Annotated in this window: 17 protein-coding genes; 9 read left to right on the top strand and 8 right to left on the bottom strand. The window is 40.3% G+C overall.

Annotated features, from left to right (window positions below; translation table 11 throughout):
* Nucleotides 1–79: 79 nt before the first annotated feature.
* The 3 genes from GA0116959_RS09365 to rpsO form a co-directional block, all read right to left on the bottom strand.
* On the bottom strand, nt 80–1,315 hold the full coding sequence (locus tag GA0116959_RS09365; RefSeq protein ID WP_092720494.1) for a magnesium transporter CorA family protein: 1,236 nt from the start codon (nt 1,313–1,315) through the stop codon (nt 80–82).
* 186 nt (nt 1,316–1,501) lie between these two features.
* Entirely contained in the window at nt 1,502–3,589 is a 2,088-nt protein-coding gene (gene pnp / locus GA0116959_RS09370; protein WP_171250359.1) for a polyribonucleotide nucleotidyltransferase, read from the bottom strand.
* 257 nt (nt 3,590–3,846) lie between these two features.
* Nucleotides 3,847–4,116 carry a 30S ribosomal protein S15 gene (gene rpsO, locus GA0116959_RS09375; protein ID WP_053578909.1) on the bottom strand — a complete coding sequence of 90 codons (270 nt, stop codon included), beginning with the start codon at nt 4,114–4,116 and terminating at the stop codon, nt 3,847–3,849.
* 247 nt (nt 4,117–4,363) lie between these two features.
* Here rpsO and GA0116959_RS09380 point away from each other — a divergent pair, with 247 nt between their 5' ends.
* Nucleotides 4,364–5,662, top strand: a complete 1,299-nt coding sequence (locus tag GA0116959_RS09380; protein WP_092720561.1) for a serine hydrolase domain-containing protein — start codon at nt 4,364–4,366, stop codon at nt 5,660–5,662.
* Between the two features lie 686 nt (nt 5,663–6,348).
* Here the strand turns inward: GA0116959_RS09380 and recD are convergent.
* The 3 genes from recD to GA0116959_RS09395 all read right to left on the bottom strand — a co-directional run bounded on the left by recD (nt 6,349) and on the right by GA0116959_RS09395 (nt 15,589).
* Nucleotides 6,349–8,118, bottom strand: coding sequence for an exodeoxyribonuclease V subunit alpha (gene recD, locus GA0116959_RS09385; protein WP_171256900.1), 1,770 nt, complete (start codon nt 8,116–8,118; stop codon nt 6,349–6,351).
* Between the two features lie 73 nt (nt 8,119–8,191).
* Nucleotides 8,192–11,890, bottom strand: a complete 3,699-nt coding sequence (locus GA0116959_RS09390) for a UvrD-helicase domain-containing protein (RefSeq protein ID WP_092720497.1) — start codon at nt 11,888–11,890, stop codon at nt 8,192–8,194.
* A 6-nt stretch (nt 11,891–11,896) separates the two neighbouring features.
* Nucleotides 11,897–15,589, bottom strand: coding sequence for an exodeoxyribonuclease V subunit gamma (locus GA0116959_RS09395; RefSeq protein ID WP_092720499.1), 3,693 nt, complete (start codon nt 15,587–15,589; stop codon nt 11,897–11,899).
* Between the two features lie 182 nt (nt 15,590–15,771).
* Here GA0116959_RS09395 and GA0116959_RS09400 point away from each other — a divergent pair, with 182 nt between their 5' ends.
* Nucleotides 15,772–16,278 (top strand): hypothetical protein, encoded by a 507-nt coding sequence (locus GA0116959_RS09400; RefSeq protein WP_053578913.1) that lies wholly within the window; start codon nt 15,772–15,774, stop codon nt 16,276–16,278.
* A 146-nt stretch (nt 16,279–16,424) separates the two neighbouring features.
* Here GA0116959_RS09400 and pap read toward each other — a convergent pair whose 3' ends face one another.
* Entirely contained in the window at nt 16,425–17,843 is a 1,419-nt protein-coding gene (gene pap / locus GA0116959_RS09405) for a polyphosphate:AMP phosphotransferase (protein WP_092720501.1), read from the bottom strand.
* A 203-nt stretch (nt 17,844–18,046) separates the two neighbouring features.
* Here pap and GA0116959_RS09410 point away from each other — a divergent pair, with 203 nt between their 5' ends.
* The 4 genes from GA0116959_RS09410 to GA0116959_RS09425 all read left to right on the top strand — a co-directional run bounded on the left by GA0116959_RS09410 (nt 18,047) and on the right by GA0116959_RS09425 (nt 22,185).
* Entirely contained in the window at nt 18,047–18,751 is a 705-nt protein-coding gene (locus tag GA0116959_RS09410; protein ID WP_092720502.1) for a DUF8198 family protein, read from the top strand.
* A 168-nt stretch (nt 18,752–18,919) separates the two neighbouring features.
* The gene (gene ubiE, locus GA0116959_RS09415) at nt 18,920–19,861 is read left to right on the top strand and encodes a bifunctional demethylmenaquinone methyltransferase/2-methoxy-6-polyprenyl-1,4-benzoquinol methylase UbiE (RefSeq protein WP_092720504.1); all 942 of its coding nucleotides are present in this window, start codon (nt 18,920–18,922) and stop codon (nt 19,859–19,861) included.
* Between the two features lie 11 nt (nt 19,862–19,872).
* Nucleotides 19,873–20,553, top strand: a complete 681-nt coding sequence (locus tag GA0116959_RS09420; protein WP_092720505.1) for a ubiquinone biosynthesis accessory factor UbiJ — start codon at nt 19,873–19,875, stop codon at nt 20,551–20,553.
* A gap of 12 nt (nt 20,554–20,565) precedes the next feature.
* Nucleotides 20,566–22,185 carry an ABC1 kinase family protein gene (locus GA0116959_RS09425; protein ID WP_092720506.1) on the top strand — a complete coding sequence of 540 codons (1,620 nt, stop codon included), beginning with the start codon at nt 20,566–20,568 and terminating at the stop codon, nt 22,183–22,185.
* Nucleotides 22,186–22,203: 18 nt separating this feature from the next.
* On the opposite strand, the gene GA0116959_RS14270 is transcribed toward GA0116959_RS09425, so the two are convergent.
* A complete protein-coding gene (locus tag GA0116959_RS14270) occupies nt 22,204–22,365 on the bottom strand; it encodes a hypothetical protein (protein ID WP_155857487.1) in 162 nt (53 codons plus the stop codon).
* Between GA0116959_RS14270 and GA0116959_RS09430 the strand changes: the two genes are divergently transcribed.
* From GA0116959_RS09430 to GA0116959_RS09440, 3 genes are all read left to right on the top strand, one after another.
* A complete protein-coding gene (locus tag GA0116959_RS09430) occupies nt 22,348–23,427 on the top strand; it encodes a patatin-like phospholipase family protein (protein WP_092720507.1) in 1,080 nt (359 codons plus the stop codon). The genes GA0116959_RS14270 and GA0116959_RS09430 overlap by 18 nt on opposite strands.
* A gap of 234 nt (nt 23,428–23,661) precedes the next feature.
* Nucleotides 23,662–24,444, top strand: a complete 783-nt coding sequence (gene hisIE, locus GA0116959_RS09435) for a bifunctional phosphoribosyl-AMP cyclohydrolase/phosphoribosyl-ATP diphosphatase HisIE (protein ID WP_092720508.1) — start codon at nt 23,662–23,664, stop codon at nt 24,442–24,444.
* Between the two features lie 10 nt (nt 24,445–24,454).
* Nucleotides 24,455–25,960 carry a UvrD-helicase domain-containing protein gene (locus GA0116959_RS09440; RefSeq protein WP_092720562.1) on the top strand — a complete coding sequence of 502 codons (1,506 nt, stop codon included), beginning with the start codon at nt 24,455–24,457 and terminating at the stop codon, nt 25,958–25,960.
* Nucleotides 25,961–26,082: the final 122 nt, after the last annotated feature.

Raw genomic sequence — 26,082 nt, forward strand, 5'->3', positions numbered from 1 at the left:
CTGTTTGAGTCTTAAACACAAACAGGATGTCTTAAAATATAATCTGTTGAAGGTAACGCTTTTCTATCACGGGAAAGCTTTACTTTAATTTGGTGAGTTTCTCAACTTCTTTCATGGTGTCTTTAACCGATTGTTTAATTGGTTCATACTCAAGAAACCAAAGTAAATTGACGTGTTGACCTTTATGCTGCTGTGCCAAAAGATCAATCACGCTTCTTTCACCGCGTCCGACCAAATGTCGGCGATAAAAGTAATACAATAATAAAATCGTGGTGATCAGCATGATCATCAACATGCTCCAAAATCCGATGGGTGATTTTAAACCTGGAATAAATTCAAAGTTCATTCCATAAATACCCGTTAATAGAGTTAAAGGCGCAAAAATCGCGGTAATGATGGCCAGAATTCGCATATTTTCATTGGTCTGATTGGCAATTGCCGAAAAATGTAGATCAATTGCAGCTTGAATAGATGCCCGCAACCGCATGGTATGCTTTTGAATTCGCTCAATATGGCTCACCAAATCATTCATCCGAACCAACATGATATCTTGTCGTTCTGACTTTTTTTTGCCTTTTAAATGTGGATAATTATCTACAATTTCATCTCGCAGCTCTTGCAAGGCATCCATCTGCTCTTCACAGAGATTTTCGACTTGTTGAAAAGCCATATTTTCTTGTAATAACTGATTCCACTTGGTAAAGCGACGGTGCCCCTGCAACAATTCCTGTTGCCAAAATTCGACTCTGCGGGTCAATGGTACACGCAAATCTAAGTAACCATCCACCATGCTATTGAGTAAACGTAAACATAAATCAAGAGGCGTAGCTGGAAGCTTTCGAGGTTTACTTTGTTCTTGAGCAGAACGACTAAAGTGAATTTCAAGACGGGAAATATAGTTTTCTACTGCTTTATTGCCCTGTTCACGAACAGTAATAAGTACCTGTGAATTAACAATAAAGCTAATCGGTGTAGTTGCTAAACCAAACAATTTTTCGTGCTGTTCAATGGCTTGATCATCCGCTTTGATTTCATCATCTGGAGTAATCAATTTACGAAAAATCAGTAAATCGTAGTCATCCAGACTATCTAATACACACGGATGCTCTAAATTCAAAATATCTTTGACATGAAATTCATTTAAACAAAAATGGCTATGGGGAAAGAGTTCTGTTTGCCACACTTCTGCACGATTGACCACATCTTCTCGGGTACATTCAATCCAAACAAATTCAGGTTCAAGCGCTTCATTTTTTTCTTTTTGCACAAAAACATGATGTTCTGTCGGATGTAAATAGAAGTAATAAACCTGCATTTCAACAATTCTCTCATCATGTTTTTTGTTTATTGGATAGGTTTTCTGCTGTTCAGCTCTATCATATTCAGTTTAAAAGTATGAGCTGAGAGAAAAACTTAAGCAATCCAATCTTTAAGTCTCATTTCAATTTACTTTAAATTAAAAAAACCCGCATTACGCGGGTTTTTTTAAAACAAGCAACAATTATACTTGTTCGATATCTTTCATCGTTAACTTGATACGACCACGGTTGTCGACGTCAGCAACTTGTACTTTCACTTCCTGCCCTTCTTTCAAAACGTCTGCAACATTGGCAATACGTTCATTCGAAATTTGAGAAATGTGAAGTAGACCATCCGTACCCGGCATAATATTTACAAATGCACCAAATTCAACAATACGGATCACTTTACCCATATAAATTGTACCTGGTTCAATTTCAGCCGTTAACGCTTGAATTTTTGCAACCGCAGCAGCAGCAGCAGCTTTCGTTTCACCAAATACGCGAACTGTACCGTTATCTTCGATATCGATTGCAGCTTTAGTTTCTTCAGTAATGGCACGAATCGTTGCGCCGCCTTTACCAATCACATCACGGATTTTATCCGGGTTGATGTTGATCACTTGGAAGGTTGGTGCATGCATCGAAATTTCAGGACGAGCGCGTGAAATTACTTGGTTCATTTCGTTTAGGATGTGCATACGACCCGCATACGCTTGGTTCAATGCAGCTTCCATGATTTCTTCAGTGATACCTTCGATCTTGATATCCATTTGAAGCGCAGTAATACCGTTTGCAGAACCGGCTACTTTAAAGTCCATGTCACCTAAATGATCTTCATCACCTAAAATGTCAGAAAGAACTGCGAAACGCTCGCCTTCTTTCACTAGACCCATTGCAATACCTGCAACTGGTGCTTTCAGTGGAACACCCGCATCCATAAGTGATAATGAAGCACCACATACAGAAGCCATTGAAGATGAACCATTTGATTCAGTAATATCAGATACGATACGGATCACATACGGGAAGCGATCAGCAGGTGGAAGTACCGCTTGAACACCACGACGTGCCAAACGACCATGACCAATTTCACGACGTTTAGGACCAGATTCACGACCTGTTTCACCCACAGAGTATGCAGGGAAGTTGTAGTGAAGCATGAAGTTGTCAGTTTTCGTACCAGACAATGTATCGACCATCAAGGCATCACGTGTGTTCCCCAAAGTCGTTGTCACCAACGCTTGAGTTTCACCACGTGTGAACAATGCTGAACCGTGTGCACGACCCAATACGCCCACTTGAACGTCAATGCCACGAACAGTTTTGGTATCACGACCATCAATACGTGGCTTACCTGACAAAATGTTGTCACGTACTGTACGGTATTTAAGATCTTCGAATAATTCATTCACTTCGTCAGCAATACCAGTTTCGTCATTTTCAGGGACGAATTGAGCAACTGCTTCAGCATAAAGTGCATCAAGTGCCGCATAACGGTCTTGTTTTACAGCAATGGTATACGCTTCAGAAATTTTTGCTTCAAAAGCAGTTTTCAATTGTTCAAGAAGCGCTTCATTTTTGCTTGGTGCAACCCAAGTCGATTCAACCGCACCAGCAGCAGCTGCAAATTCTTTAATTGCTTGAACAGCAATTTGCATTTCATCATGACCAAAAAGTACAGCACCTAACATTTGGTCTTCTGAAAGTTCTTTCGCTTCAGATTCAACCATTAGTACCGCAGATTCAGTACCTGCAACCACAAGATCAAGATCACTCTCTTTCAGCTGTTCGTGGTTTGGATTTAAAATATATTCGCCGTTGATTAAACCAACGCGAGCACCTGCGATAGGGCCACGGAAAGGAACACCCGCAATTGACATTGCAGCTGAAGCACCGATCATTGCAGCAATGTCAGCATCCATAGTCTTATCAGAAGAAACAACAGTCGCTGTTACTTGGATTTCGTTATAGAAACCTTCTGGGAACAATGGACGAATTGGACGGTCAATAAGACGTGAAATTAAAGTTTCAGCTTCAGACTGACGACCTTCACGTTTACCATAACCACCTGGAATACGACCAGCAGCATATTGTTTTTCTTGATAGTTCACAGTCAGTGGGAAAAAGTCTTGACCCGCTTTTGCTTTTGGTTGAGCAACAATTGCTACAAGAACGGTTACACCGCCCATTGTAATCACAACGGTGTTTGCTTGACGCGCGACACGACCTGTTTCAAGTACAACTGTATGTTGACCGTACTGGAATTCTTTACGAATAATATTAAACATCGACATGTATTTTTGTTTCCCGATTTTATTCTAGTGGAGACCCCTAAGGTTTGACATTCACATTACTCAAATGTAAGCATAAATGACAAAGCTTAGAAGCCGACTTCACCAGATTTTTTAAAAACACTAATTAAAGACACAAAGAAGGAGCGAAACATTCGCCCCTTCCCTTTTACCTAGCCGAAGCGAGGCAGACTTTGTTTTTCAGTCTGAAAGCATTCAAAAATGCAATCGTCCGAAAAATAAGTTTAATCGAATTAACGACGTAAACCTAAAGCAGCAATCACGTCAGTGTAACGAGTAGCATCTTTACCTTTAAGGTAATCAAGAAGCTTACGACGTTGGTTAACCATACGGATAAGACCGCGACGGCTATGGTGATCGTGTTTGTGTGCTTTAAAGTGACCTTGCAAATCATTGATTTGAGCAGTCAATAAAGCCACTTGTACTTCAGGTGAACCAGTGTCGTTTTCAGCACGAGCAAATTTAGCAACGATTTCTGCGCGATCTGTATTTGTTAAAGCCATTCGATTTCTCCGAGATGCTTATTTATATTGATAAAAATCAAAGTAATGAGAATTCAAAACTCTGACTGCCGTGCATCACTACAGCAAGTCGCCTATTTTAAGTGATCTATCGCTATATTGCAAAAATGTTTTATGTTCGCGGGCAATTCGGCAGCTGACAATCTGTAATAAAATTGGCAAAATTATATTCATCTATGTTCAATCATTGATCACAGAAACAAAAAAAATGAAAAAATTGCGAGGGAATGTGAAAATTTTATCAACCAATACCTGTTATGTACCGAATGACCTCAATCATGTGATTCGTACTAAAAACGAAGTCGCAGCTGACTTGGGGAGCATGACCGAAAGACAAATTCAAAATATTTGGAATAGTGTCGAAAATTTATATAAAACAGGAAATTACCCTTTAGTCACCTTATGTTTACGTCGTAAAGGGCAGATTGTTTTAAATCGTAGCATCGGTTATGCACAAGGAAATTCACCCAATGGCCTCGCATCTGATGCCAAAATCGGAACGCCAGACACGCCTGTGTGTTTATTTTCCGCCTCGAAAATGATTACCGCCATGTTGATCCATATGCTTGATGAGCGCGGTGATCTCAATCTACTCGATCCGATTAGCTATTATATTCCTGAATATGGAGTAAATGGTAAACGTCGTGCCACCATTTTCCATTTACTCTCTCATCGTGGTGGTATTCCCCGTATCGAAAGTGAAGTTACGCCAGAGCTGCTGTTTGACCAAGAAAAAATTTTAAAACTTCTTTATGCAGCTAAACCTGTTTCACCCTCAGGTAATCATCTGGCTTACCATGCAGTCACTGCAGGCTATATTTTAGGTGAAATTGTTCAGCGCGTCACAGGACAAAGTGTTCAAGCATTTTTGCATGAACAAATTGAAAAACCGATGGGTCTAGATTATTTCAACTACGGTTTAAAACCTGAATATCGTGCAGATGTAGCTTTAAATTATGCAACTGGTTTACACCCACGTTTAGGCACAGATCATTATTTAAATCATGTGTTAGGAGGTGGTTTACAACTTGCAGTCGATGTGACCAATGACAGCCGATTTATGGACTCCATTTGTCCCGCAGGCAATATTTATACCAGCGCGGAACAAGCAGGTCGTTTTTTTGAAATGCTATTAAGTGGAGGGGAATATCAAGGCAAACAAATCATGAGTGCTCAAACTGTGTTTCGCTCTACTCTACCGACTTCTGGCATTAGCCTCGATCGTACCTTGTTAGCACCTATGCGCTATGCTTTAGGACCCATGCTTGGCAGTAATCCAGTCGGTTTATTTGGACCAATGACAGGGCAAGCTTTTGGGCATATTGGTTTTTCAAATATTTTATGTTGGGCTGATCCTGAGCGTGATATTAGTGTTTCCCTATTAAACACAGGGAAATCAGTGGTGGGTACACATTTACCCGCATTGGCAAAAACGCTTTATCAAATTTCAACCAACTGTCCAAAAATTCCTAAAAATCAACGTCGTTCGCTTTTTGCAACCGATCGTACAGAAACAGATTTAGTCTAAGTCTTTAATGTGCTTCTATTTTAAATAAAAAAAGCCCAAGCAAGCTTGGGCTTTTTTGCGCTGTAGTTTTCTTATATTTTAATTGTTATTATTTTATTTATAGTCATGATATGACGCGTTCTCGCGATTCTTGTTTTAAACCATCCATGTTTAAACATATCCTTCCCTCTGTGATACATTTTGCCATAAAGGATTATGTAGAAAAGACGACTTTTACGTATCTTTGTGTAAGCTTTTGCGTACGTTTTTTAATTTTTTGTTTCAAATGCCAATACATATTTAAAAAATATTATTAGAATACAAAGACTAAATAAAAAATAAACCATGCTTTCTTTTCAGCATTCTGATTCAACTAAAAAATAGAAAGTCGCATCTGATTTTTATTTTAAGGTATAAGGTTTTGCAAATCATTTTATAAAATAAGGCTATTTTTAGATATAAAAAAGCCCTGTAGTCTCTCCCAAAACTACAAGGCTTAGCGGCTGTAAGTTTCCTCTTTTCCTTACTTCACTGTAAGTTCGCTGTCTCTCGACCTTTTTTATTCTGTTATGGCGATTATGCTCAACATTCCGTGTTGAGTTTTTATGTGAGGCCATCATCTCAAAAACATAGCTAAAGCTCTATGCGCTAATTTCTCGAATTGGTGTAAGCTTTTTCGTACAAAAGTCGATATTAATTAATTAATCTTAACAATTAGAAATTTTGTTAATTTTATCTAATAAGCCACTGGTTCTCGAACTCCGATGAGTCAACGATTGTATAAAAGCATCTTGATCCACCAGCAAAGTGAGTCCCCTCTTGGCACGAGTAATCGCAGTATACAACAACTCCTTACTCAGCAAATTCTTGGCAGAGCGGTCAAGCACCACTGCGGTATGGGTAAATTCCGAACCTTGTGATTTATGAATAGTCATCACAAAAGCAGTTTCAATACTTTTAGGTAAGCGTGTCGCAAGAACCCATTTGTCTAAACTAGGAAAATATACCTCAAACTGGCTTTGGCCTTCTCGATTGCGTTTAAAACAAATACCAATATCACCATTCGATAACCCAAGCTGATAATCGTTATAGGTCATCATGACGGGACGTCCAACATACCAATCTCCCTGCTTTAGCATGAATAGAGATAAACTGGCCAGCAGACGTTGCTCAATCTGTTGATTTAGCTGCCTTAAACCTAAATTCCCATGACGAATAGCAGTTAAAATACGGTAATCATCGAAACATTTCAGAACCTTACTCATCCATAACTCAGGCTCATCTGCAGTTAAATAATTTTTTAATATTTCAATATAGTCTTGATAACCGAACATAAGCTTGTCGTAATAAGGCGTCCAATCCACTGGTTTGGACGTATCTTCTGTTAGATATTCCCATTGAATGTGGTCTTCCATTTCAGGCGTTAAACTCATGGTTTCAATTTGGGTTGGGCCAACCACTTGATTGGAGAATTTTTCTAATAATGCTACATGGCTTTGAGTAAATTCTTGCAGCTGTATGAATTGTGCCATTTGCCCAATTAAAGCGCCTTCTTTAAAACGGCGACTGGTCAGTAAATTGACACGATTGTCTGCTAAAGCAGCGACCTGTTGTAAGTCCGCCAATACAGAACCCACATCTACTGCAGCCAATTGATCGGCATCACCCAATAAAATTAAACGAGCATGCTCAGGCACAGCCGCAAACAACATTTGCGCTAAACCCAAATCTAGCATTGAGGCTTCATCTACGACTATTACATCATATGGCAAAGGTTGTTTAGCATGAAAACGTGGCTGATTATTGCTGTTCAAACCCAATAAACGATGCAAGGTCACAGGATTGAGTTGTTTTAAATCATTGGTGACCCAGTTTTGCAATTTTTTATCATTAAAAGAATGCTGTAGTGCTTCTTTCATCCGCTGTGCGGCTTTACCTGTCGGTGCAGCCATCGCAATTCGAATATTCGGTATGGCTTGATTCAGTACCGCAATTATGCGAGCCAAAGTATAGGTTTTTCCTGTACCTGGCCCGCCTGTAATGATATTTAAGCCCTGTCTGGCGACCATGTGTAAAGCTCGAATTTGATGTTCATCGCTCAAGAGATTGGAATAATCGCCGATATCAATTGGGTCAATCGTTTGCTGTTTTAAACGGACCACTTGTTCAGCCAAAGCATGTTCCAATATCCAATAACGATACAAGTACAAATGCTGCTGATCAAATACAAAAGGAGCAATCTCTTGCTCTTGGGAAGCATCAGCAGCACAAATCACTAAATTTTGCAGTGTATCGACTTGTGCTTGCGTTGCGGGAATACAGCTGTTGCCATTTTGAATTGCTTCGAGTACTTGTTCAATGATGTCACTGTCTATTTCGCTCTGTGCACCTTGAGTAAAAGGTTTTTGGCGAATAAACCGACTCCAAGTGCCAATCCATTCAGCGCTTTGGTGCTCTTTATCCTGTTTATTTTCCACACAGTTATCCTCAAAGTTATCCACAACTCAATCTATTGTTTAAAATCGTTTAATCATGGTGAGTTGATTATTTTCAGGTTTTTTCTTCAATAAAACTGCCCAACAAAGCATCAAGTCGTAAGATAAACTCCACCTCAGGTTTCCAGTGATAAAAACCATCTGAGCTTTGCCCATTCATACCGCGCAAATACAAGTAACTTGCGCCACCTAAATGCTGTTCAATGTCATAACTCTGCATTTTCACGCTTAAATAACGATGTAGAGCCACCAAATATAAACCTGCCTGTAACCAATAACTGGCTAGTGCCATGCTTTGTCTAATTTCAGGCACTGTATAATGCGATTGATCTGTGCCTAAAAAATTACTTTTATAATCGGCAATGTGATATCGCTGACCATCAAAATAAACCAAGTCAATTGAACCTGTTAGGTAACGAGCAGAATTGGCTGGATTAAAATCCAGCATTTCAATGCCATATTCTGCATATAGCTGATGAATCCTGTGAATTGCTAACACATGATCGGATAAAGACAAATAAAATGGAAATTCAGCCAAATATTCATGTGTATTTAGTTGGTTCAACTTAAAATTTTCATGTAAAACCGTCGTTAATACGTGCTCCAACCATTCGCTGATCCAAAGAATCAGCTGATCTTCATCTTGCTGCGGAAAATCCTGTTCATATTTATTGAATAATTCGAGCCATAAGACAGGATAATCATTTTTAAAACGGCGACGAATTTCTAAAGGCCAATCTTTTGAGTCTTGAAAATCAATATGTTCAAAAATTTCATGTAAAAAAGTCCCCGCTACAGTTCCCATTGGAAAGTTTCGTTTAATCCATGACAGCGGTTGGATCGGAATACTTTGAATAAATGCTGTGCGATGCATTTCATCCGCTGCACGCATTGTTTTTTCAGCGTCTACCGCCAAAGCATCTATGACCTGTTTACGGCTTAAATGCTGTGCCAAGGCACTAAAACTAGTTTTTGATCGTGGATAAAAACGCTGTGCTGGAAATGCCAAAGCATATAGCGGCAAGAGTTCTTGAATTTTTTTCGCCACTAACTTCACAGGTTTTTCGCTTAATACTGCTTCATCACTACTGGCTGGATGAGCAAAACATTGGTCCGCTTGTCCACGCCAAAATGCCAGTCCATGTGTCGATTTCCCTTGTTGGTCATGTAGCACAGCGTAGACACGATGACTGGCTCGCGTTAACGCCACATACCATAAACGATGTTGCTCAGCTTCCACCCGGGCATTGTGCTGCTCAATAGCATGGTCTGGGAGTAAATTTTTATCATTAATCGCAACTACACGTTGCAGTTCGACTTTTCCTGTTACGGGATGAACATGCTCAATCGTGGAAAAATTCAACGTTTTATTTATTTCTCTAGGCGGTTTATCCGCACCCAGCAAAAATACAATTTTAAATTCTAAACCTTTAGACTGATGAATGGTCATCAGTTGTACGCCTGCCTCATTTGACAGTTTACGCTCAAGCTCCCACTCGCGTTCCGCAGGTGATTGCAGTTGTTTCAAATACCAATAATATAGCTTTTGCGCACCCTGATAATGTTCACTGTGCTGACTCAGCAATTCAGTCAAATGACGTAAATTCACCACCGTTCGCTCATTGTCTCGGCTTTGAGTAGCGACCAGATTTTTCCAAATTTTAAATAAATTTAAACAGTATTGCCAAGCGGTGAGAAAGCCTCTTTCGACCCACATTTCACGAATACAGTCAAAATCATAAATAAATTGACTCAGTCCATCGGCTTGATTTTCCAACTGAATGAGTTGTTGTAAATTAAAACCCAACAAGCGACTGAGTAAAGCACGTTTCACTTTTGCTTCATCATAAGGATGCATGATTGCAGTCAATACCGCCCCTACATCTTTGGCCACTTGATGATCGAAAACACTACGTTTGGAAGGGCGATTGACCCGAATTCCCAGACGCTCCAATTCGTATTGAACTTTATCTAGGCCCGTATGGTTTTTTGATAAAATCGCAATATCATTTTCAACGAGCGCGCGAGCTTCTATCGCTTCTGCCACATAAAGTTGTTCTTGAATCCCTTGATTTAACAGTTCACGGATTTTCCATGCAACTTGTATGGGTTCTTCATTTTTATCATTTAACAATAACCAGCGTAAGGGTTGGTGGTTTTCACCCTGTGCATCCATCAGCGGTGGATGGCTACGTTTCCCTGCCTCAACAGGACTATAACGAACCTCCTCACCAAAATCCATTTGCCGTTGGAATAAAGCATCGACCACATCAACCAAGGCTTGGACTGAACGATGATTATGGCGCAGGCTATATTGCAAGCCTTGTTTAGCCAAAACATCAGCACGGGCTTGGTTATACGTCAGCATATCACCACCGCGAAAACCATAAATGGCCTGTTTTGGATCGCCCACCATAATCATACAGCCTTGGGTATAGCGTTTGGCATCACGCCAAATTCTGGCGAGCATGTTATCTTGATCTTGGTTGGTATCCTGAAATTCATCGACCAAAATCAGTGGATAACGTGCCTGTACGTACTGCGCAAAACGCTGTCCTTGTTGCCCTTGCAAAGCTTCTGACAGCGTCCGAATTTGTTGGGCAAAGGTAGTTTCATTTTTTTGTTGCAGCATTTGCGGTAAACGTTTTTTGACTTCACGACTTAAATAAAACTTTAAATAGGCATCCAGTACATCGAGATCCATATTCAGTTTAGATAATGCTTCACAAAATACTCGCAAACTTTGAATAACACCATGCTGTTCAAACTGATGTAACACATCTTCGGCGCATTTATTCAGCACTTTTTTAGTGGCCAGCTCATTCAAATGCTTTAATGTCTTTTCAAAATGTGGTGCAAATAAAGCATAGCAACCTTGTTGTGCCAAAGCCTGAAGAAAGATAGGTAAATCATCACACAAGGTGCGCTGCATTAAAGCATCAGTGCGCCATTTTTTCGCCACTACGGCATGATATTGTCCTTCAGGTAAATAATATTCACTTAAAGTTTCGATTAACTGGAGATCTAACTGAATAAAATGATCAATCACCTGTTCAAACTGACTTAGGTCTAGCACTGGCGGGCTAACTTCCTGAAATTGAGCCGATGCGAAATTCAGGCTATTTTCAACCACTGGAATATAAGCTTCTTGCGATTTGAGTTTCTGATTCAGCAATAAATAATTCACCACCTCTTGAGGTTGTGATTGGATCCATTCACGTAATACATCATGAATCAATTGATGGGTATAGCGCTTCGCATCATCGGTGATATCCGCACGTTCAATTTTGCCACTTTCAAAAGAGAATTCACGTAATAACTTTTGACTAAAACTGTCCAATGTTCCGACAAAAAGCTCATCTAACTGATCAATCACCAATTTGAGACGTTGTTGAGCAAAATCAATCCGAGTCGCATAATCGTGTAACACTTTTTGCAATAAAGGGTCTGTTTCAGCAGTCATTTTGACTTGAATTTCGGCCTCTGTCAGGGTTTGACAGGTTTCAATATAACGTAAGGTTTGTACCAGTCGAACCCGAATCCGATTTTTAAGCTCTGCGGATGCCGCACGGGTAAAAGTGGTGGCAATCACTTGATTCGGCAAATAAGATTCTAAAAAAATTCGAACCATTAAACTTGATAAAGTAAACGTTTTCCCCGTTCCTGCCGAAGCTTCAATCCAATGTAAACCCTTAAATTGCATGTCTGCAATGGGGTCAAACGAGACCTTATTTAATACTTGAGGATGATTCATTTTATTTTATTCCTCAATCACGTGTTGATGCCAAAAAATGGGCTGATAAAGATGATAAGAAAATTGTACACATGCCTCTTCAAGTAATGCTGTCGCATCTTGTTCTTGCAAAATAAACTGCCAGTCACGGTGCATCTTATTGGCTTCATTATCCACCACAGAAAAGCCGCTAAATTTTCCATCGTCATGCCAATCTTTATAAATGATTTGCATATCATCAATACACATCTGATTCTGCTCATTGGCTTGCCAGTAATGTGCTTTATCTTTTTCTGCCACTTTTAACAACAATGCTGCAGGTAAAACCAAAGGTTGAGTTTGACCGTACCTCCATGCTGCCAACCAGTGATCAATCCATTCACGCGCTTTATTTGAACTGACTCCCTCACAAACAATGCTCTGGTCACTAAAAACCACGATTCGCGATAATTTTTCTCCACCCTCCCCCATATTTAAATAGGCCACCCAAAGCAGATATTCTAGCCAGACCTGAGCACGTCGCTTAGCCCGCGCACTTGATGCTTCTAGACTGACCCATTTTTCTGCATGATGTTTGGGTAAAGTGATATTGATATAAAGCTGATCAGTGACTTTCCAAATCTGTTGCGTGGTCGGGGTGACTTCAGTGGCATGTTGATATAAGCGATCTTTTAACCGTTGTTGTTCGATCAAACTCATCTGCCAACTGCTGTGTTGCAGTTTACCTATCGGTAGTTGATGCATCAGTAGGTCAGGGTTAGGCGGTTCTTGCTGTTTTTGCAAAAAATTTCGCACAGCATAACGTCCTAAACCATCAAGCAATAAAGGTTCTTCTAGCGCAGGTAACTCTTCAGGAGTCAAATTTTCAACGCCTAAACTTTTCAAATATAAACGTGCAGGAAAAGTCACATCTCTAATCCACTGATGACTGTCCAAAACCTGAACATCATGCACCACGCTTTGGTAAGGCGTATTGATCCATGGCAAACGTTGCCCTGTTGCATGGCGAATTTGCCCTGCCACAGCAAACCACTGATCTTGGTAACGCACGGGTTTATTTGACTCAAAGCCAACAGGATCAAAAGGCAATAACGGATGAACAAAATAGAGTGACTGTAACTGTTCAGGCACCTCTACGCCGTGAATGTTGACCGTTTCATTGGTGCCACTTTGGGGTTGTTTTGACTGTACAATAAAAGCGAGATGCTGAATCAACTCTTGTAATACAGTGGAGGGATCGCGCACTTCACCATCATTAATGTCAAATCCATTATAAAACAACCACAAATTATCTTGTGCCAATAACATATGATCTAGAAATGCACCTTGATCATCCTCCAAACGTGAACGATCCCCTAACTGTGGTTTTAATAAATCCATTAAATCAAAAGGTAAATGCTGGGTTCGATTGGGAAATTTGCCACTATCCAATCCAAGCATCACCATCAACTTATAAGGTACGGGACGTATTTGACCCAGTTGGCTAAAGGTAATTTGTCCTGTCGGTTCGGCATGTTCTAGCTGAGTTTCTAAAATAGTATTAATCTCGGCCAGTATGTAAGGCAAAGGTAACCTTAAACCTTGCAAGGCATGCTGATCATGATCATCATAAAAGTTGGCCAAAGTCAGCATTCGCTGTTGTTTTTTAACAATTTTATAGACTGATGCTAAAGCTTCAACACCGGCTTGTTCAAATGTAGCAATCTCTTGCATTAAGCGGTTTAACCAGTGCTCTACAGGCTGGGTTTGACCTTGTTCATGCTGGATAATCCAATCACGACGTACATCAAAATCTTGGTAAATCTGAATCAATTTGGCAATCAACTCAAAATCACTACTTAATACTTCAGCAAAACTGAGTGTATTCTGAAATACAGTATGTTTAGGAATTGCAATACCTAAAGCCAAACGATCTAAAGCAAATTTAAAACTAAAGCGATAGTCTTCATCACCCGCAGCCAGACTTTGGCGCAAATGCTGAGCATCAAATCCACGTTTAAAGCCTGCATCAATCAGCAATTTGGTTATTCGCTGAATCGAGCCTATTTCAAGGTCATATACCTGTTGCGTCGCATTTAAACTTAACCAATCCGCAAAATCTTCAATGGTAAAGCGCCCCTGAATCAGTTCAATTCGACCCAGCAGTGCTCGCCATGCATTTAAAACATCTATTTGAGTGACACCCGCAATCTTAATGGGCAAATAGATACTGTCTTTAGACAACTGATGAGGACTATCACCTTTTTGCTGGATTAAATCACGCTCACTGGGTGGCGGCGCAAATACACTGCGAATCAGCGGTTCAAGCTCAGTTAAACTGGGAGTTAAGACCAAAATATCACTGGGTTTACGCGGATTTTCTGGCGTCCCTTGAGCAAGCCAATAAATCAGTTGTTCTTTTAAGACCTCAAGCTGGCGCAAACTGGAATGGCATACATGAATTTGAATAGAATCATCTTCAGCTTCCAAAGGATATTGATGCTGCTCAGGTTCAACCAAATATAAGATATCAGACTGAATTTTACCCAATAAATTATTGCGATAAGCATCGATAAAAGCATCTGCCCAAATCCCTTCTTCTCCTGAGGATAAACTGGACAATAAAGAAAAGTGATCACGTGCTTGCTTACCAAAACGGGTCAGCAGCGGATGTCTAGACTCTCGTTGTTCCGCATTAAAGTTCAGGGTGAATTCCTGAAAAAATTGCTCAATATCGGCATCTTTCGCCTGTGGATTTTTTTCAATAAAACGTTCTTTAACCCGCACGTCATAACGTGCTTTCCAATGCGGATCGACGCTGTCTGCCCAATATTCTTGCGAAGGGTTATAATGCAAAATATAAATATCGAGGTACTGCCCCAAGCGTCGCATAAAGGCCAACTGCATGGGCGGTAAATCCAATACAGTAAAAATCACCAATTGAGGTGGTAATTTTTTTAAAGCTGCTGAACGTGTTTCAGGATTGTCCAAAATCTGCCAAAACATCGCATCAATACTTTGCATTTGTTCAAAGTCTTGGTGAAAAACGTCTTGCCATAACCAGCGTTGCCATGCTTCTAGTTCTTGCGCTTGAGTTAGAGTAAATTCAGAAATATCTGTATTGGTTTTAAAAAACATGCCTTCCAGTGCGAGGGCTTGGTTTTTACCCCAAGCCTGTAACCAGTTGCTTTGGCAATTACACAGATTGGGAGGACAATTTTTCGAGCAATAACCCCGATATTCCATGTAATGACTAAATAAACGTGAAACTTGCTCAGCAACCCAATACAACATACCTTGTTTTTTAAGTTGCTTTTCTGTGCCTTGTTCTAAACGGTCGGCACTGTCATAAATACGTTGCACAATTGAAAACAAAGGATGCTGACTGTCCAAAGCAGTGTGTTCTGGCTGAATAAATTCTTTTAAGGCCTGAAACACCCGCCATTTAATAATAATTCGTGGAATATTGGCTTTACGGACCTGTTCTTTTTGCTCGACCAAAACCCATTGATAGGCTGACCATTGAAAACCCCGAATACGATGATGAAACTGGGTATTGGCACTTATTCCTTTTTTCTCTGCCAATTTTTGAGTTAACCATGCCTCAACCGCGTGTGAAGGCACAATATAATGCTGAGTTTGCAGCACATGAAAAGGCGTTTGCGCTGGCTGATTCACCGTAGTGAGCATTGCTTCTACAAGCACCTCAATACGTTGACTTTGAATTACATGAATGGCCATGTCTTGCCTTTTCCCTTTATTTGCAAAATGAAACACCTACAAAAGCATAAAAATTAATTACTATACATTCCGATTAATCTATGTCACTTTTAAAAAACGGTACGATTCAAAAATGCTTTGAAATTCGAACGTTAACAATGATTAAATAAGAAAACCTACATCAAGTTTAAGGTATTGCCATTATGAAAATAGATAAAATTCCGGACGCTATAGATCCCACATTAAATTTAGAAATCATTCTTGCAGAATGCTTGGAACTGGTCAAAAAACGTGCTTACTTTTCTGCAGGTGCTGCAGTGGTTCCCGTGCCATTTCTTGATGTTGTCATCGATGTCGGAATTTTGTCACAACTCATTCCAGAAGTGAATGCACGTTTTGGATTAGCGCCAGAACAAATTAGTGTCTTCGACCCTAAAACCAAACAAGTGCATTGGACTGAATTACGCAAACGTGGCGTCGAATTTTCAGGTTTGGTGGTGGCACGCACAGCAGTGAAAAAATCTTTGAATAATGTAGCAGCTAAAGTGATTACTAAACAAATCACAAAATTTATCCCATTAGGTGGACAAATTATTGCAGCAAGTTTAGGTTATGTGGTCATGAAAAAAGTGGCTGAAGCGCATGTGAGAGAATGCTATAAAATTGCCAAAGGGATTCAGCAAAAACAGCAAGCTCAGTTGGTCAGTTAATTTTTCAATGGTCTGACACCAAACTTGCTGCACCACATGCTTTTCTTAGGTCTATCATCATTTTATGATCGACTCAATGCGGGTTTAAACCCAAACTAGCCTCTTCTCACCAGTATAGATAAAAGACCCAACTCACAGCTAAATGCTTAATCTGCATTTAGCTGTTTTAAAATGGCACGTAATATTTCTAAGCGTGCCGTGTATTTATTATTGGTCGCAACAATATGCCACGGCGCATCTGAAGTATTGGTTCGCTCAAACATATCTGCTGCGGCCTGCAAATAGCCATCCCACTTTTCTCGATTACGCCAGTCATCTGGCGTTATTTTAAAGCGTTTATGCGGTGTTTCTTCTCGCGCTTTAAAACGTGCGGCTTGTTCATCCTGACTAATCGCTAACCAAAACTTGATCACTAACGTTTGATTTTGTACCAAGTCTCTTTCAAATCGGTTAATTTCATCATAAGCACGTTGCCATTCAGGCGGACTGGCAAAACCTTCTAAACGTTCAACCAAGACCCGTCCATACCATGAACGATCAAAAATCGTAATATCTTCGTCAGTTTGTAATTTGTTCCAAAAACGCCACAAATAAGGCAGGCGTAATTCATACTTTTCAGGTGCAGCAATGGTATGAATATCATACTCACGCGGATCCAGATTTTTAACAATCCGCTTAATTGCACCGCCCTTGCCTGCTGCATCCATGCCTTCAAAGACAATAATCGTTCTGCGTTCATCACAACGCAAGGCTTTCGCAACTTTACGCGATAGTTTTTTCAGTTCTTTTTTATAGTCTTCATGGTTGAGTGGCGTCTGTTCAGGCTGCAATAAACTTTCGGGAATGGCCGCCTGTTTCCACTTGGTTCTGGTTTTACTTAAATGTTCTGGACAATCTTTTAAGGCAGTTAAAATCAGCTGTGCAAATTGTTGATCACGCTGTTGCTCATCTTCACAATTTATAATTTGCCAATCATCAGTAAAACGCTGACGCAGTTTTTGCAAATTGTCGTACTGTTTTTTACTCCGCCAGTCCAGTCCATGAAGTTTATGCCAATGCACTTCACTCGGATCTAAATTATCCAAACGTTTCTGTAATGATTTCCACGACAAGTCAAACCAAACTTTAATCACATCGACATGATTATTTTTTAAATCTTGTTCAAAAGCCCGCATATCTTCGACATAACGATCAAACTCCGTTTCATCTAAAGGCTTGGAGACGTACATCGCTGTAACCAGTAAATCACTATACCAATTACCAAACATCACCATCATTTGACCTGTCGCTGGAATAGCACTGGCATAGGCCTGCCAGAAAGGTTGCTGTGGATTAAATATTTTTGGAATATCGGCTTTAACACCTAAATAACGAGGATCGACCCATTCACGTAGTTGTTTAACAGCCTCGCCTTTGCCTGCCAATTCAATTCCATTGACCAAAATCATGACACTTTTAGCATTTTTTTGATCACGGGTATTTTTTAAAAGATATTGTGCTTCAATCAGGTTTAAAGAGAGCTGATCTTCATCTACGATTTGATTTTGCGTGAGTTCTAATGACATATCTTTGTTCTCTTTTTTTGATATCTTTTAATTTATTTCAATATAAAACAAGATTGCAGAAGAAAATATACCGTTTATGTTGTGAAGAATTGTATTTCAACAGCAAACTGACCTATTTAAAGTCATTTTTATCGCATGTTGTCATAGCGACATTGTCCATCTGTCTCTAAAATTTAGCCAACTGAAAAGAATAGAGACTGAGAATGTCAAAACTGGCTGCACTAGATGATTTATTAGCCTTGTATTATCAATTAAATTATCATCAAAACCCTGCTATTTTTCAGCGTTTACAAGATGTACAAGCTTGGCAAAAACAACGTATGCAACGTACCCATGCCAAAATATTTGCAGAAAAACAGAATATTTTAATGTCTGAATATTTTTTGAATCGTTTATATGGTGGCCCCGATTTCGATGCTTTGGCAGGACAAATTGCACGTTTAATGAAATATGTGCACAAAGCAGAAAAACTCATTCCTGAAAATGCGATTAAAACAGGTACATCTGGCGTTGCTTTGGCTATTTTAGCTGTTCGTTTAGATGAACAAGTCGCGATGCGACTGTTACAAGATTATCATCCAAATGAAGCTTTAACTGACGAGATGATGCGGCTAACTTATTTGAAACTAGACCAAGGTCAACAACGCTTAGAACAGCTTGATTTACTCGATCAATTGGGTAAGAGTCTAGATAAATATATGCGCTCATTTGTGGTTTATACTGCATTTAAAATGTGTAAAGGAACGGCAAATAAATATCATTTTCAAATCATGTATGAATTTATGCAAGATGGCTTTTTAGCCATGAAACCACTTAAGTCAGCAGAGAAATTTGTCCAAGATTTTACCGCTGTTGAGCGTCAAATTATCCATAAAGTCCATGCAGGTGATCTGGCCCCATTTCAATAATTTTTTCGGATAATTAAAATGGACATCGACATGAAAAATAAAAATACGACATAGATTTCTGTATATTATTCATAACAATTGCATGCTGATTGCTGTACAACGTCTTAGAATCTGTCATCATGCATGCATTGCCATCTTAACCCTATTTTTATAATTAGGAGCGACTCTATGTCTAATGAAAATCAAGCGCCAACTGCAACTTCTGAGTCGGCACCCAATACAGACAAAGTGAGTCCTTTCTTAACTGAACCTCTGCCACAAGGCACTGCACAAGGTCAGCAACAATCACTACAACAACAATTCACAGATAATCCAACGAAGTCAGTGCCGAAATATAACTTACCTCGTGGTGCCAATACAGGCAATGTCGGTGCAACCACTCATTTTGGTTATGCAACGGTCAGCAGCGAAGATAAAGCACAAAAAGTTGCTGAAGTATTCCACTCTGTAGCCAGCAAATACGACATTATGAATGACTTAATGTCCTTTGGTATTCATCGCCTATGGAAACGATTTGCGATTAATATGTCAGGTGTACGTCGTGGTCAACATGTACTCGATATTGCAGGCGGTACAGGTGACTTAGCCAAAGTGTTTAGCCGTGAAGTTGGTCCAACAGGTCATGTGGTACTTTCAGACATTAATGAATCTATGCTCAATGTTGGGCGTGACCGTTTAATTGATGCGGGTTGTACCAACGTCGACTTTGTTTTGGCCAATGCCGAAACTTTAGAGCCCTTTGCAGACAACAGTTTTGATTTGCTGACCATCAGTTTTGGTTTACGTAACGTAACCGACAAAGATGCTGCATTGGCTGCCATGTATCGCGTACTTAAACCAGGTGGTCGTTTACTGATTCTTGAGTTTTCAAAACCTGTATTTGAACCTTTCTCTAAACTTTATGACTTATATTCATTCACCGCCTTGCCAATCATGGGTAAAATTATTGCCAATGACGCGGAAAGTTATAAATATTTAGCTGAGTCGATTCGTATGCATCCAGACCAACGTACCTTAAAAGGAATGATGGAAAATGCTGGATTCCAAAACTGTGATTACCACAATTTAACCGCTGGTATTGTCGCAGTTCACCGCGGCTTTAAACTTTAAGGTTTCATGCAATGTGGTCGATTCTCGCACTCGGTGCAGCTGAACGATTAATTCACCATGTGATTGATCTGGATGCGATTAGTCGTATCCAATTAAATAAATTACAAGGCCAAATGCTGCGTGTCGTAATGGACAGTCCGCAGCTTTCAGTCGATGTTTTCTTTGATGAAAACAAAGTTCGTTTAGAACCGACTGTCACTGGACAAAGTGGACACAATTCCATTTTCGAACAACGCCCATTTGATAAAAATGAACAAGTGTTTGAAGCGACTGCCACATTACATGTTAAAAATGTGGTTGCACTTTTAAAGCTGTTTTTGGCAGATGAAGTCGGTAATATTCCTTTGCAAGGTGATTATCACCTATTGCAGGATATTCAGCGTATCTTACAACAAGCCGAGCCAGATTTGGCTGCACATTTAAGTCCTTGGATTGGCCCTGCCTTGGCACATGAACTGGGTAAAATCCAGTTAGCACCTCAACATTTAAAACGCGCTTTGGAAAGTTATGCTTTCTTTGCGGAAGATGCTTTAAAAGAAGACAGTGGTTTATTTGCTTCGCGCTGGCAAATGGACGATTTAAATCAAGACACACGCATCTTCAATCAAAATTTAGACCGTACCGAAGCTAAGATTCAACAGCTTCGTGCAAAAATTGATGCAACGGCAACGTCTGCTTCACCTCAAAATTAGGTAGTTTCACATATGATTCCGCACGTTTCACGTTTACTCGAACTTTGGCGCATTGCGGCGCACTATAGACTCGACACGTTGTTTCCTGCGGAAGAGTTGCCAGAAAAAATGCGTCATGCTTTAAGCCTGATTCGTATGCATCCTGCAGCATGGTCAAGTCGTGAACGTAAAAACTCACTTAAACTTAAACAAGCTTTAGAAGACATGGGCCCCTTGGCGATTAAGCTTGGGCAATTACTCTCGACACGTCGCGATCTGATTGCACCTGAAGTCTTAGAGCAATTGGTGTTATTACAAGACCGTGTCAAACCGTTTGACAATAACGTCGCCAAAATGCGCATTCAGCAATCCCTAAAAGCCGATGTAAATACTCTTTTTTCCCGTTTTGATGAACAACCGCTTGCTGCTGCTTCTATTGCACAAGTGCATACTGCGGCCCTGCATGATGGTCGTGAAGTTGTCGTCAAAGTCACTCGCCCTCATATTCGTCAGCAGATTTTACAAGATTTTGAAATTTTGGAATGGCTGGGTGCCGCATTAGAAAAACGTTTAGAAGCAGCGCGCGCCTTACATTTATCTGAAATTATCCAGAATTATCGTCAAATTATTTTGAATGAACTGGATTTGACCTTAGAGGCTGACAATACCCGTCGTATGCGTCATTACTTCACCGGTTCAAGCATGATGTATGTGCCTGAAGTTTACATGGACAGTCAAGATGTGATGGTGGCTGAACGCATCACAGGTGTACCCATTTCAGATATTGCGACTTTTGACAAAATGGGTATGGATCGTGCAGATTTGGCTGAAAAAGGCTTAACGATCTTTTTTACCCAAGTGTTTCGTGACAACTTTTTCCATGCCGATATGCATCCCGGCAATGTTTTCGTTGAAACCATAAATCCGAGTAATCCACGCTTTATTGCACTTGATTGTGCGATTATGGGCGAGTTGTCCAAACACGATCAAATGACTGTAGCACGCATGTTATTGGCTGTCATGAACAGCGACTTTATGCAGCTCATTTTAGTGGTGCATCAAGCAGGTTGGATTCCACCGGGCACAGATCAAGATGCCTTAGCACGTGAAATGCGCCGTACAGTTGGGCCCATGGTTTCTAAACCCATGCACGAGCTAGACTTTGCTGGCATCCTGATTCAAGTCATGGATATTGCCCGTCGTTTCCATTTAGAAATCCCACCACAACTGATGCTATTACTGAAAACTTTGGTACATGTCGAAGGCTTAGGCACCGACTTATATCCAGAACTGGATATTTGGAAACTGGCGAAACCAATCTTAACCGATTGGATTAAAACACAAATGAACCCACAGAAAAACTTAAAAGAATTGGGTCAAAAAATTCCTGACTTATTGCTTGGAGCACAAGATTTACCGAGCTTAATGATCGACAGTTTAAACGGTCTAAAAAATCAGTCTGCTTGGCATTCCAAACAACTCAATGAACTGCAAAGTATGCGTTTACAGATGGAACATCAACAAAAACGCAGTTGGATGTTTGGCAGCATCATGGCGATTTTGTTATCCATTGCCATTATTGCACCGTGGTATGTGTCCATTTTGTTGATCGTACTCTCAAGTATACTGGCAATTTGGCGCGTCGCGAAATAACCAAATTTTTATAAGTTTTCAATATTCAGCAGCCTGATGATAAAAATGATCGGGCTTTTTCCCATCCAGTGACTGTTCAGTCACCAACTGATGTCTCTCGCCATTGTGACCCACAGCAAACGGATTAAAATTACAGCACACTTGTATATTTAATCGAAGATCATGACGCAAATTCTGCAAAAACGGGCTCCTGCATTAAACTTACGTGCAGGTCACCTTGCACGCCAACTGATTGAAAAAGAAGGATTACAAGCCAGTTTTGTCGATATTATACCTGGTGCAGCTGGTGGCCCCAAAGGGATTGGCATTCAAGGTTTAGACCAAGCTATTTTTGGTGATTTTCTCCCTCAAGCACCACAACGCAGAACGCTTATTGGTTCATCAATTGGAAGCTGGCGTTTTGCCAGTATTTTGGCTTGGGGCGCACAAGAAGGCACCAAACGTCTTGCTGATTTATACACACATCTTTATTTTCATAAAAAAATGTCGCGAAACGACGTCGGTCATGTTTGTCGCGATATGTTAATTGAACTGATTCAAGGTAAAGAACAACAGCTTATTGAACACCCCGATTATCATTTGGCCATTATTTCGATTAAAGCGCAGCATATATTTCAAAGTGATCATTCTTTGCCACTGCTTGCCTCAGTGGCAGGTATTATAGGAAGTAATGCATGGGGGCGAAAACATAATCGTCTATTTATGCAACGTGTGATTAGTCAACCTGCATCGGCTCAACAGTTTAAAATAGAAGATGACTTTTTTACCCATTATCATGCTTTAAATGAAAAAAATATCACCCCTTGGCTCATGGCCTCAGCCTCTATTCCAGGCCTGATGTCCGCTATTCGTGATATTCCAGATGCACCTAAGGGGAGCTATCGCGATGGAGGCTTAATTGATTATCATCTTGATCTGCCCTTTAAAAGCCAAGGGATTGTATTGTATCCGCACTTTAGCGACACCATTACTCCAGGCTGGTTCGATAAAATGTTGAAAAAGCGTAAAGCTAATCCTGAAAATCAAGCAAGCACATTATTACTTTCACCATCGAAAGAGTATTTACAATCATTGCCGCTCGGGCGTTTACCCGATCGCAAAGACTTTAGCTTAAAAGGTTTAGACCAAAAACAACGTATTCAAATGTGGAACCAGTGTGTGGCTGAAAGCCAACGTTTAGGCGATGAATTTTTAGAGCTGGTCGAAAAGCAAAATTTCCCTCAGTTTATAAACGCTTTATAAATGACGTCAATGTACAGCTTTCTGGGTCTGATGAGAGCTGTACTCTAACGGTCGGTTTTACATCGGGCTGGATGCTAAAAATTGTGGTCGTACTATATCTGGGTAGTGGGTCAAGTCAGTTTGAAACGGATCAAATCGATATTTTTTTCTCAAAGCATCGCTTATCACGTACACTATGCAATGGCGATTTTCATTCGCTCTTTTTAATTTTGAATATATTTTGGTGAAATTCTGATGAAAAATCTGCAATGGCTCGATGAAGTAAAATTTAACGAACAAGGTCTCATTCCTGCCATTGCACAACATCATCAAACTGGTCGCGTCCTCATGGTCGCATGGATGAATCGTGAAGCTTTGACTTTAACTGCTGAAAAAAACCAAGCAGTTTATTTCTCACGCTCACGCCAAAAATTGTGGCATAAAGGCGAAGAATCTGGGCATTTTCAAACTGTGCATGAAATCCGTTTGGACTGCGATGCCGACGTCATTGTATTACAAATTGAACAACACGGTGGCATTGCCTGTCATACAGGTCGTGAATCGTGTTTTTATCGCAAATTGACAGCCAATGGCTGGGAAATCGTCGATGCACAATTAAAAGATCCAGATCAAATTTATGCGAACAAGTCTAATAATCCACATACCCTTGCAATGAATGCCTCAACTGCGCAATCTGAACAGATAGAAATACTCGATTATTTGGGTCAAATGATGGCTGAGCGTAAAGCGGCCGATCCTGATTCATCCTACGTAGCAAAGCTTTATGAAAAAGGTTTAAATAAAATTTTAGAAAAAATCGGTGAAGAAAGTATCGAAACCATTATTGCCGCAAAAGATTTTAAATCTGAACCGCAAGAAGACAATAAAAATGATTTGATTTATGAAGTGGCAGATTTATGGTTCCACAGTATTGTGATGTTGGGTTATTTTGACCTTCAACCTCAAGTCATTTTAAATGAACTCGCGCGTCGCCAAGGCTTATCAGGTTTGGTTGAAAAAGCCAACCGTCAACATTAAGCCGATGACTGTGTCTGACTTCAAAAAACCCAGCGCTACTTATGAGCAAGCTATTGCCATAGACAATGCACGTTTGGGCAAATCCTTTAAAGTGATTGCCTATGCAGGTACAGGTAAAACCACCACTTTACAAATGATCAGTGATGCCATGCCCGAACGGCGTGGTATGTATCTGGCATTTAATAAAGCCATTGCCAGTGAAGCGCAAAGTAAATTTCATCGTGGGGTTGATTGCCGTACTTTTCACTCCTTGGCATTTCGTAGTGTGCCGCGTGGTGTGACCGACAAATTACGCCTGCCTCGTTTAAGCCCCAGTTTTATTGCCAAAGAATATCGACTTAACCCAATTACTTTGCGCCGTATGATGGGCGGACGTTACGAAAAATACGTGATGATGCCGAGCCGCTTAGCAAGCTTAGTCTCTAATGCAGTGAGTTATTTTTGTTCGACCAGTTCGCAATATCCTGCACCACGTCATCTCCAAGCACCCAGTTGGTTGCACCCCGACGATATTGAAGAATTGCAAAAACATCTGTATCCCGCTGTGGAAAAGCGTTGGTTAGAATCGATTAATACCAATCATCAAGCGGGCATTGGTCACGATATTTATCTGAAACTTTGGGCTTTGTCCGAACCCAACATTCCCACCGATTATGTGCTGTTTGATGAAGCACAAGATGCCGACCCACTCATGCTCGGGATTTTACTGCGTCAAAAAAATACCCAAGTGATTTACGTCGGTGATGCCCATCAGCAAATTTATGCATGGCGCGGTGCAGTCAATGCTATGCAACAACTGCCTTTACCCGAGTCTCGTTTAACCACCTCGTTTCGTTTTGGTGAGGAAATCGCCTTAAATGCCAATGCCATTTTGGGTGCTTTAAGTGAAACTGTACCCCTCTTGGGTAATCCACAGCTCAATTCAAAAGTAGTTAATAAACCACATATTAAACAACGCGATGCTATTTTGTGTCGTACCAATGCGCGCGCCATGGAATTGTTACTGGCAGGTTTAGTGCATGGTGACAAAGTTAGCTTACAAGCCGACCATGTTAAATTGAATCGTTTTGTTGATGCGGCCAGTATGCTAAAACAAGGACGGCGCGTTACCGATGTACCTGAATTGGCTTGGTTTAACTCTTGGCATGATGTACATGAATACTGTGAAACCAATGATGGCAGTGACATTAAACCCTTAGTGAAACTGGTAGATGATCACGGTACAGATCCGTTAAAACGTGCACTAGCCAAAATTAGTCCAATTGAGCATGCCGATTATATTATTTCGACCGCGCACAAAGCCAAAGGTCTGGAATGGAATCGTGTGCATATCGAAGATGACTATCAATTTAAGGTCAATGAAAAAGACCATAAAATTAGTGATGAAGAGTTAAGACTACTTTATGTGGCCTGTACCCGCGCCAAAGTCAGTTTGAATATTTACCATATTTACGATTTGATACAACAACTCAAAAAGCAAATGCCTGTTTCATTGCGTAAAGCGGTAGGAGAATAAGGTGAGCCAATCGCGTTTATACTGAACATAGATATCTTCAGTTCAACGCTGCCCGCCTTTCACCCCAATAACTTTATCTTACTTTTCAAGCTCAAAACTTCTGCCCTGAGAAAGTCTGCGTT

Origin of the sequence: Acinetobacter albensis (assembly GCF_900095025.1) — a bacterium.
In the GTDB taxonomy this organism is placed as follows: domain Bacteria; phylum Pseudomonadota; class Gammaproteobacteria; order Pseudomonadales; family Moraxellaceae; genus Acinetobacter; species Acinetobacter albensis.

Coding starts and splice junctions, on each gene's coding strand:
- GA0116959_RS09365 (WP_092720494.1), bottom strand. CDS start 1,315: ATGCAGGTTTATTACTTCTATTTACATCCGACAGAACATCATGTTTTT.
- pnp (WP_171250359.1), bottom strand. CDS start 3,589: ATGTTTAATATTATTCGTAAAGAATTCCAGTACGGTCAACATACAGTT.
- rpsO (WP_053578909.1), bottom strand. CDS start 4,116: ATGGCTTTAACAAATACAGATCGCGCAGAAATCGTTGCTAAATTTGCT.
- GA0116959_RS09390 (WP_092720497.1), bottom strand. CDS start 11,890: ATGAATCATCCTCAAGTATTAAATAAGGTCTCGTTTGACCCCATTGCA.
- GA0116959_RS09395 (WP_092720499.1), bottom strand. CDS start 15,589: ATGGCCATTCATGTAATTCAAAGTCAACGTATTGAGGTGCTTGTAGAA.
- GA0116959_RS09400 (WP_053578913.1), top strand. CDS start 15,772: ATGAAAATAGATAAAATTCCGGACGCTATAGATCCCACATTAAATTTA.
- pap (WP_092720501.1), bottom strand. CDS start 17,843: ATGTCATTAGAACTCACGCAAAATCAAATCGTAGATGAAGATCAGCTC.
- GA0116959_RS09410 (WP_092720502.1), top strand. CDS start 18,047: ATGTCAAAACTGGCTGCACTAGATGATTTATTAGCCTTGTATTATCAA.
- ubiE (WP_092720504.1), top strand. CDS start 18,920: ATGTCTAATGAAAATCAAGCGCCAACTGCAACTTCTGAGTCGGCACCC.
- GA0116959_RS09420 (WP_092720505.1), top strand. CDS start 19,873: ATGTGGTCGATTCTCGCACTCGGTGCAGCTGAACGATTAATTCACCAT.
- GA0116959_RS09425 (WP_092720506.1), top strand. CDS start 20,566: ATGATTCCGCACGTTTCACGTTTACTCGAACTTTGGCGCATTGCGGCG.
- GA0116959_RS09430 (WP_092720507.1), top strand. CDS start 22,348: ATGACGCAAATTCTGCAAAAACGGGCTCCTGCATTAAACTTACGTGCA.
- hisIE (WP_092720508.1), top strand. CDS start 23,662: ATGAAAAATCTGCAATGGCTCGATGAAGTAAAATTTAACGAACAAGGT.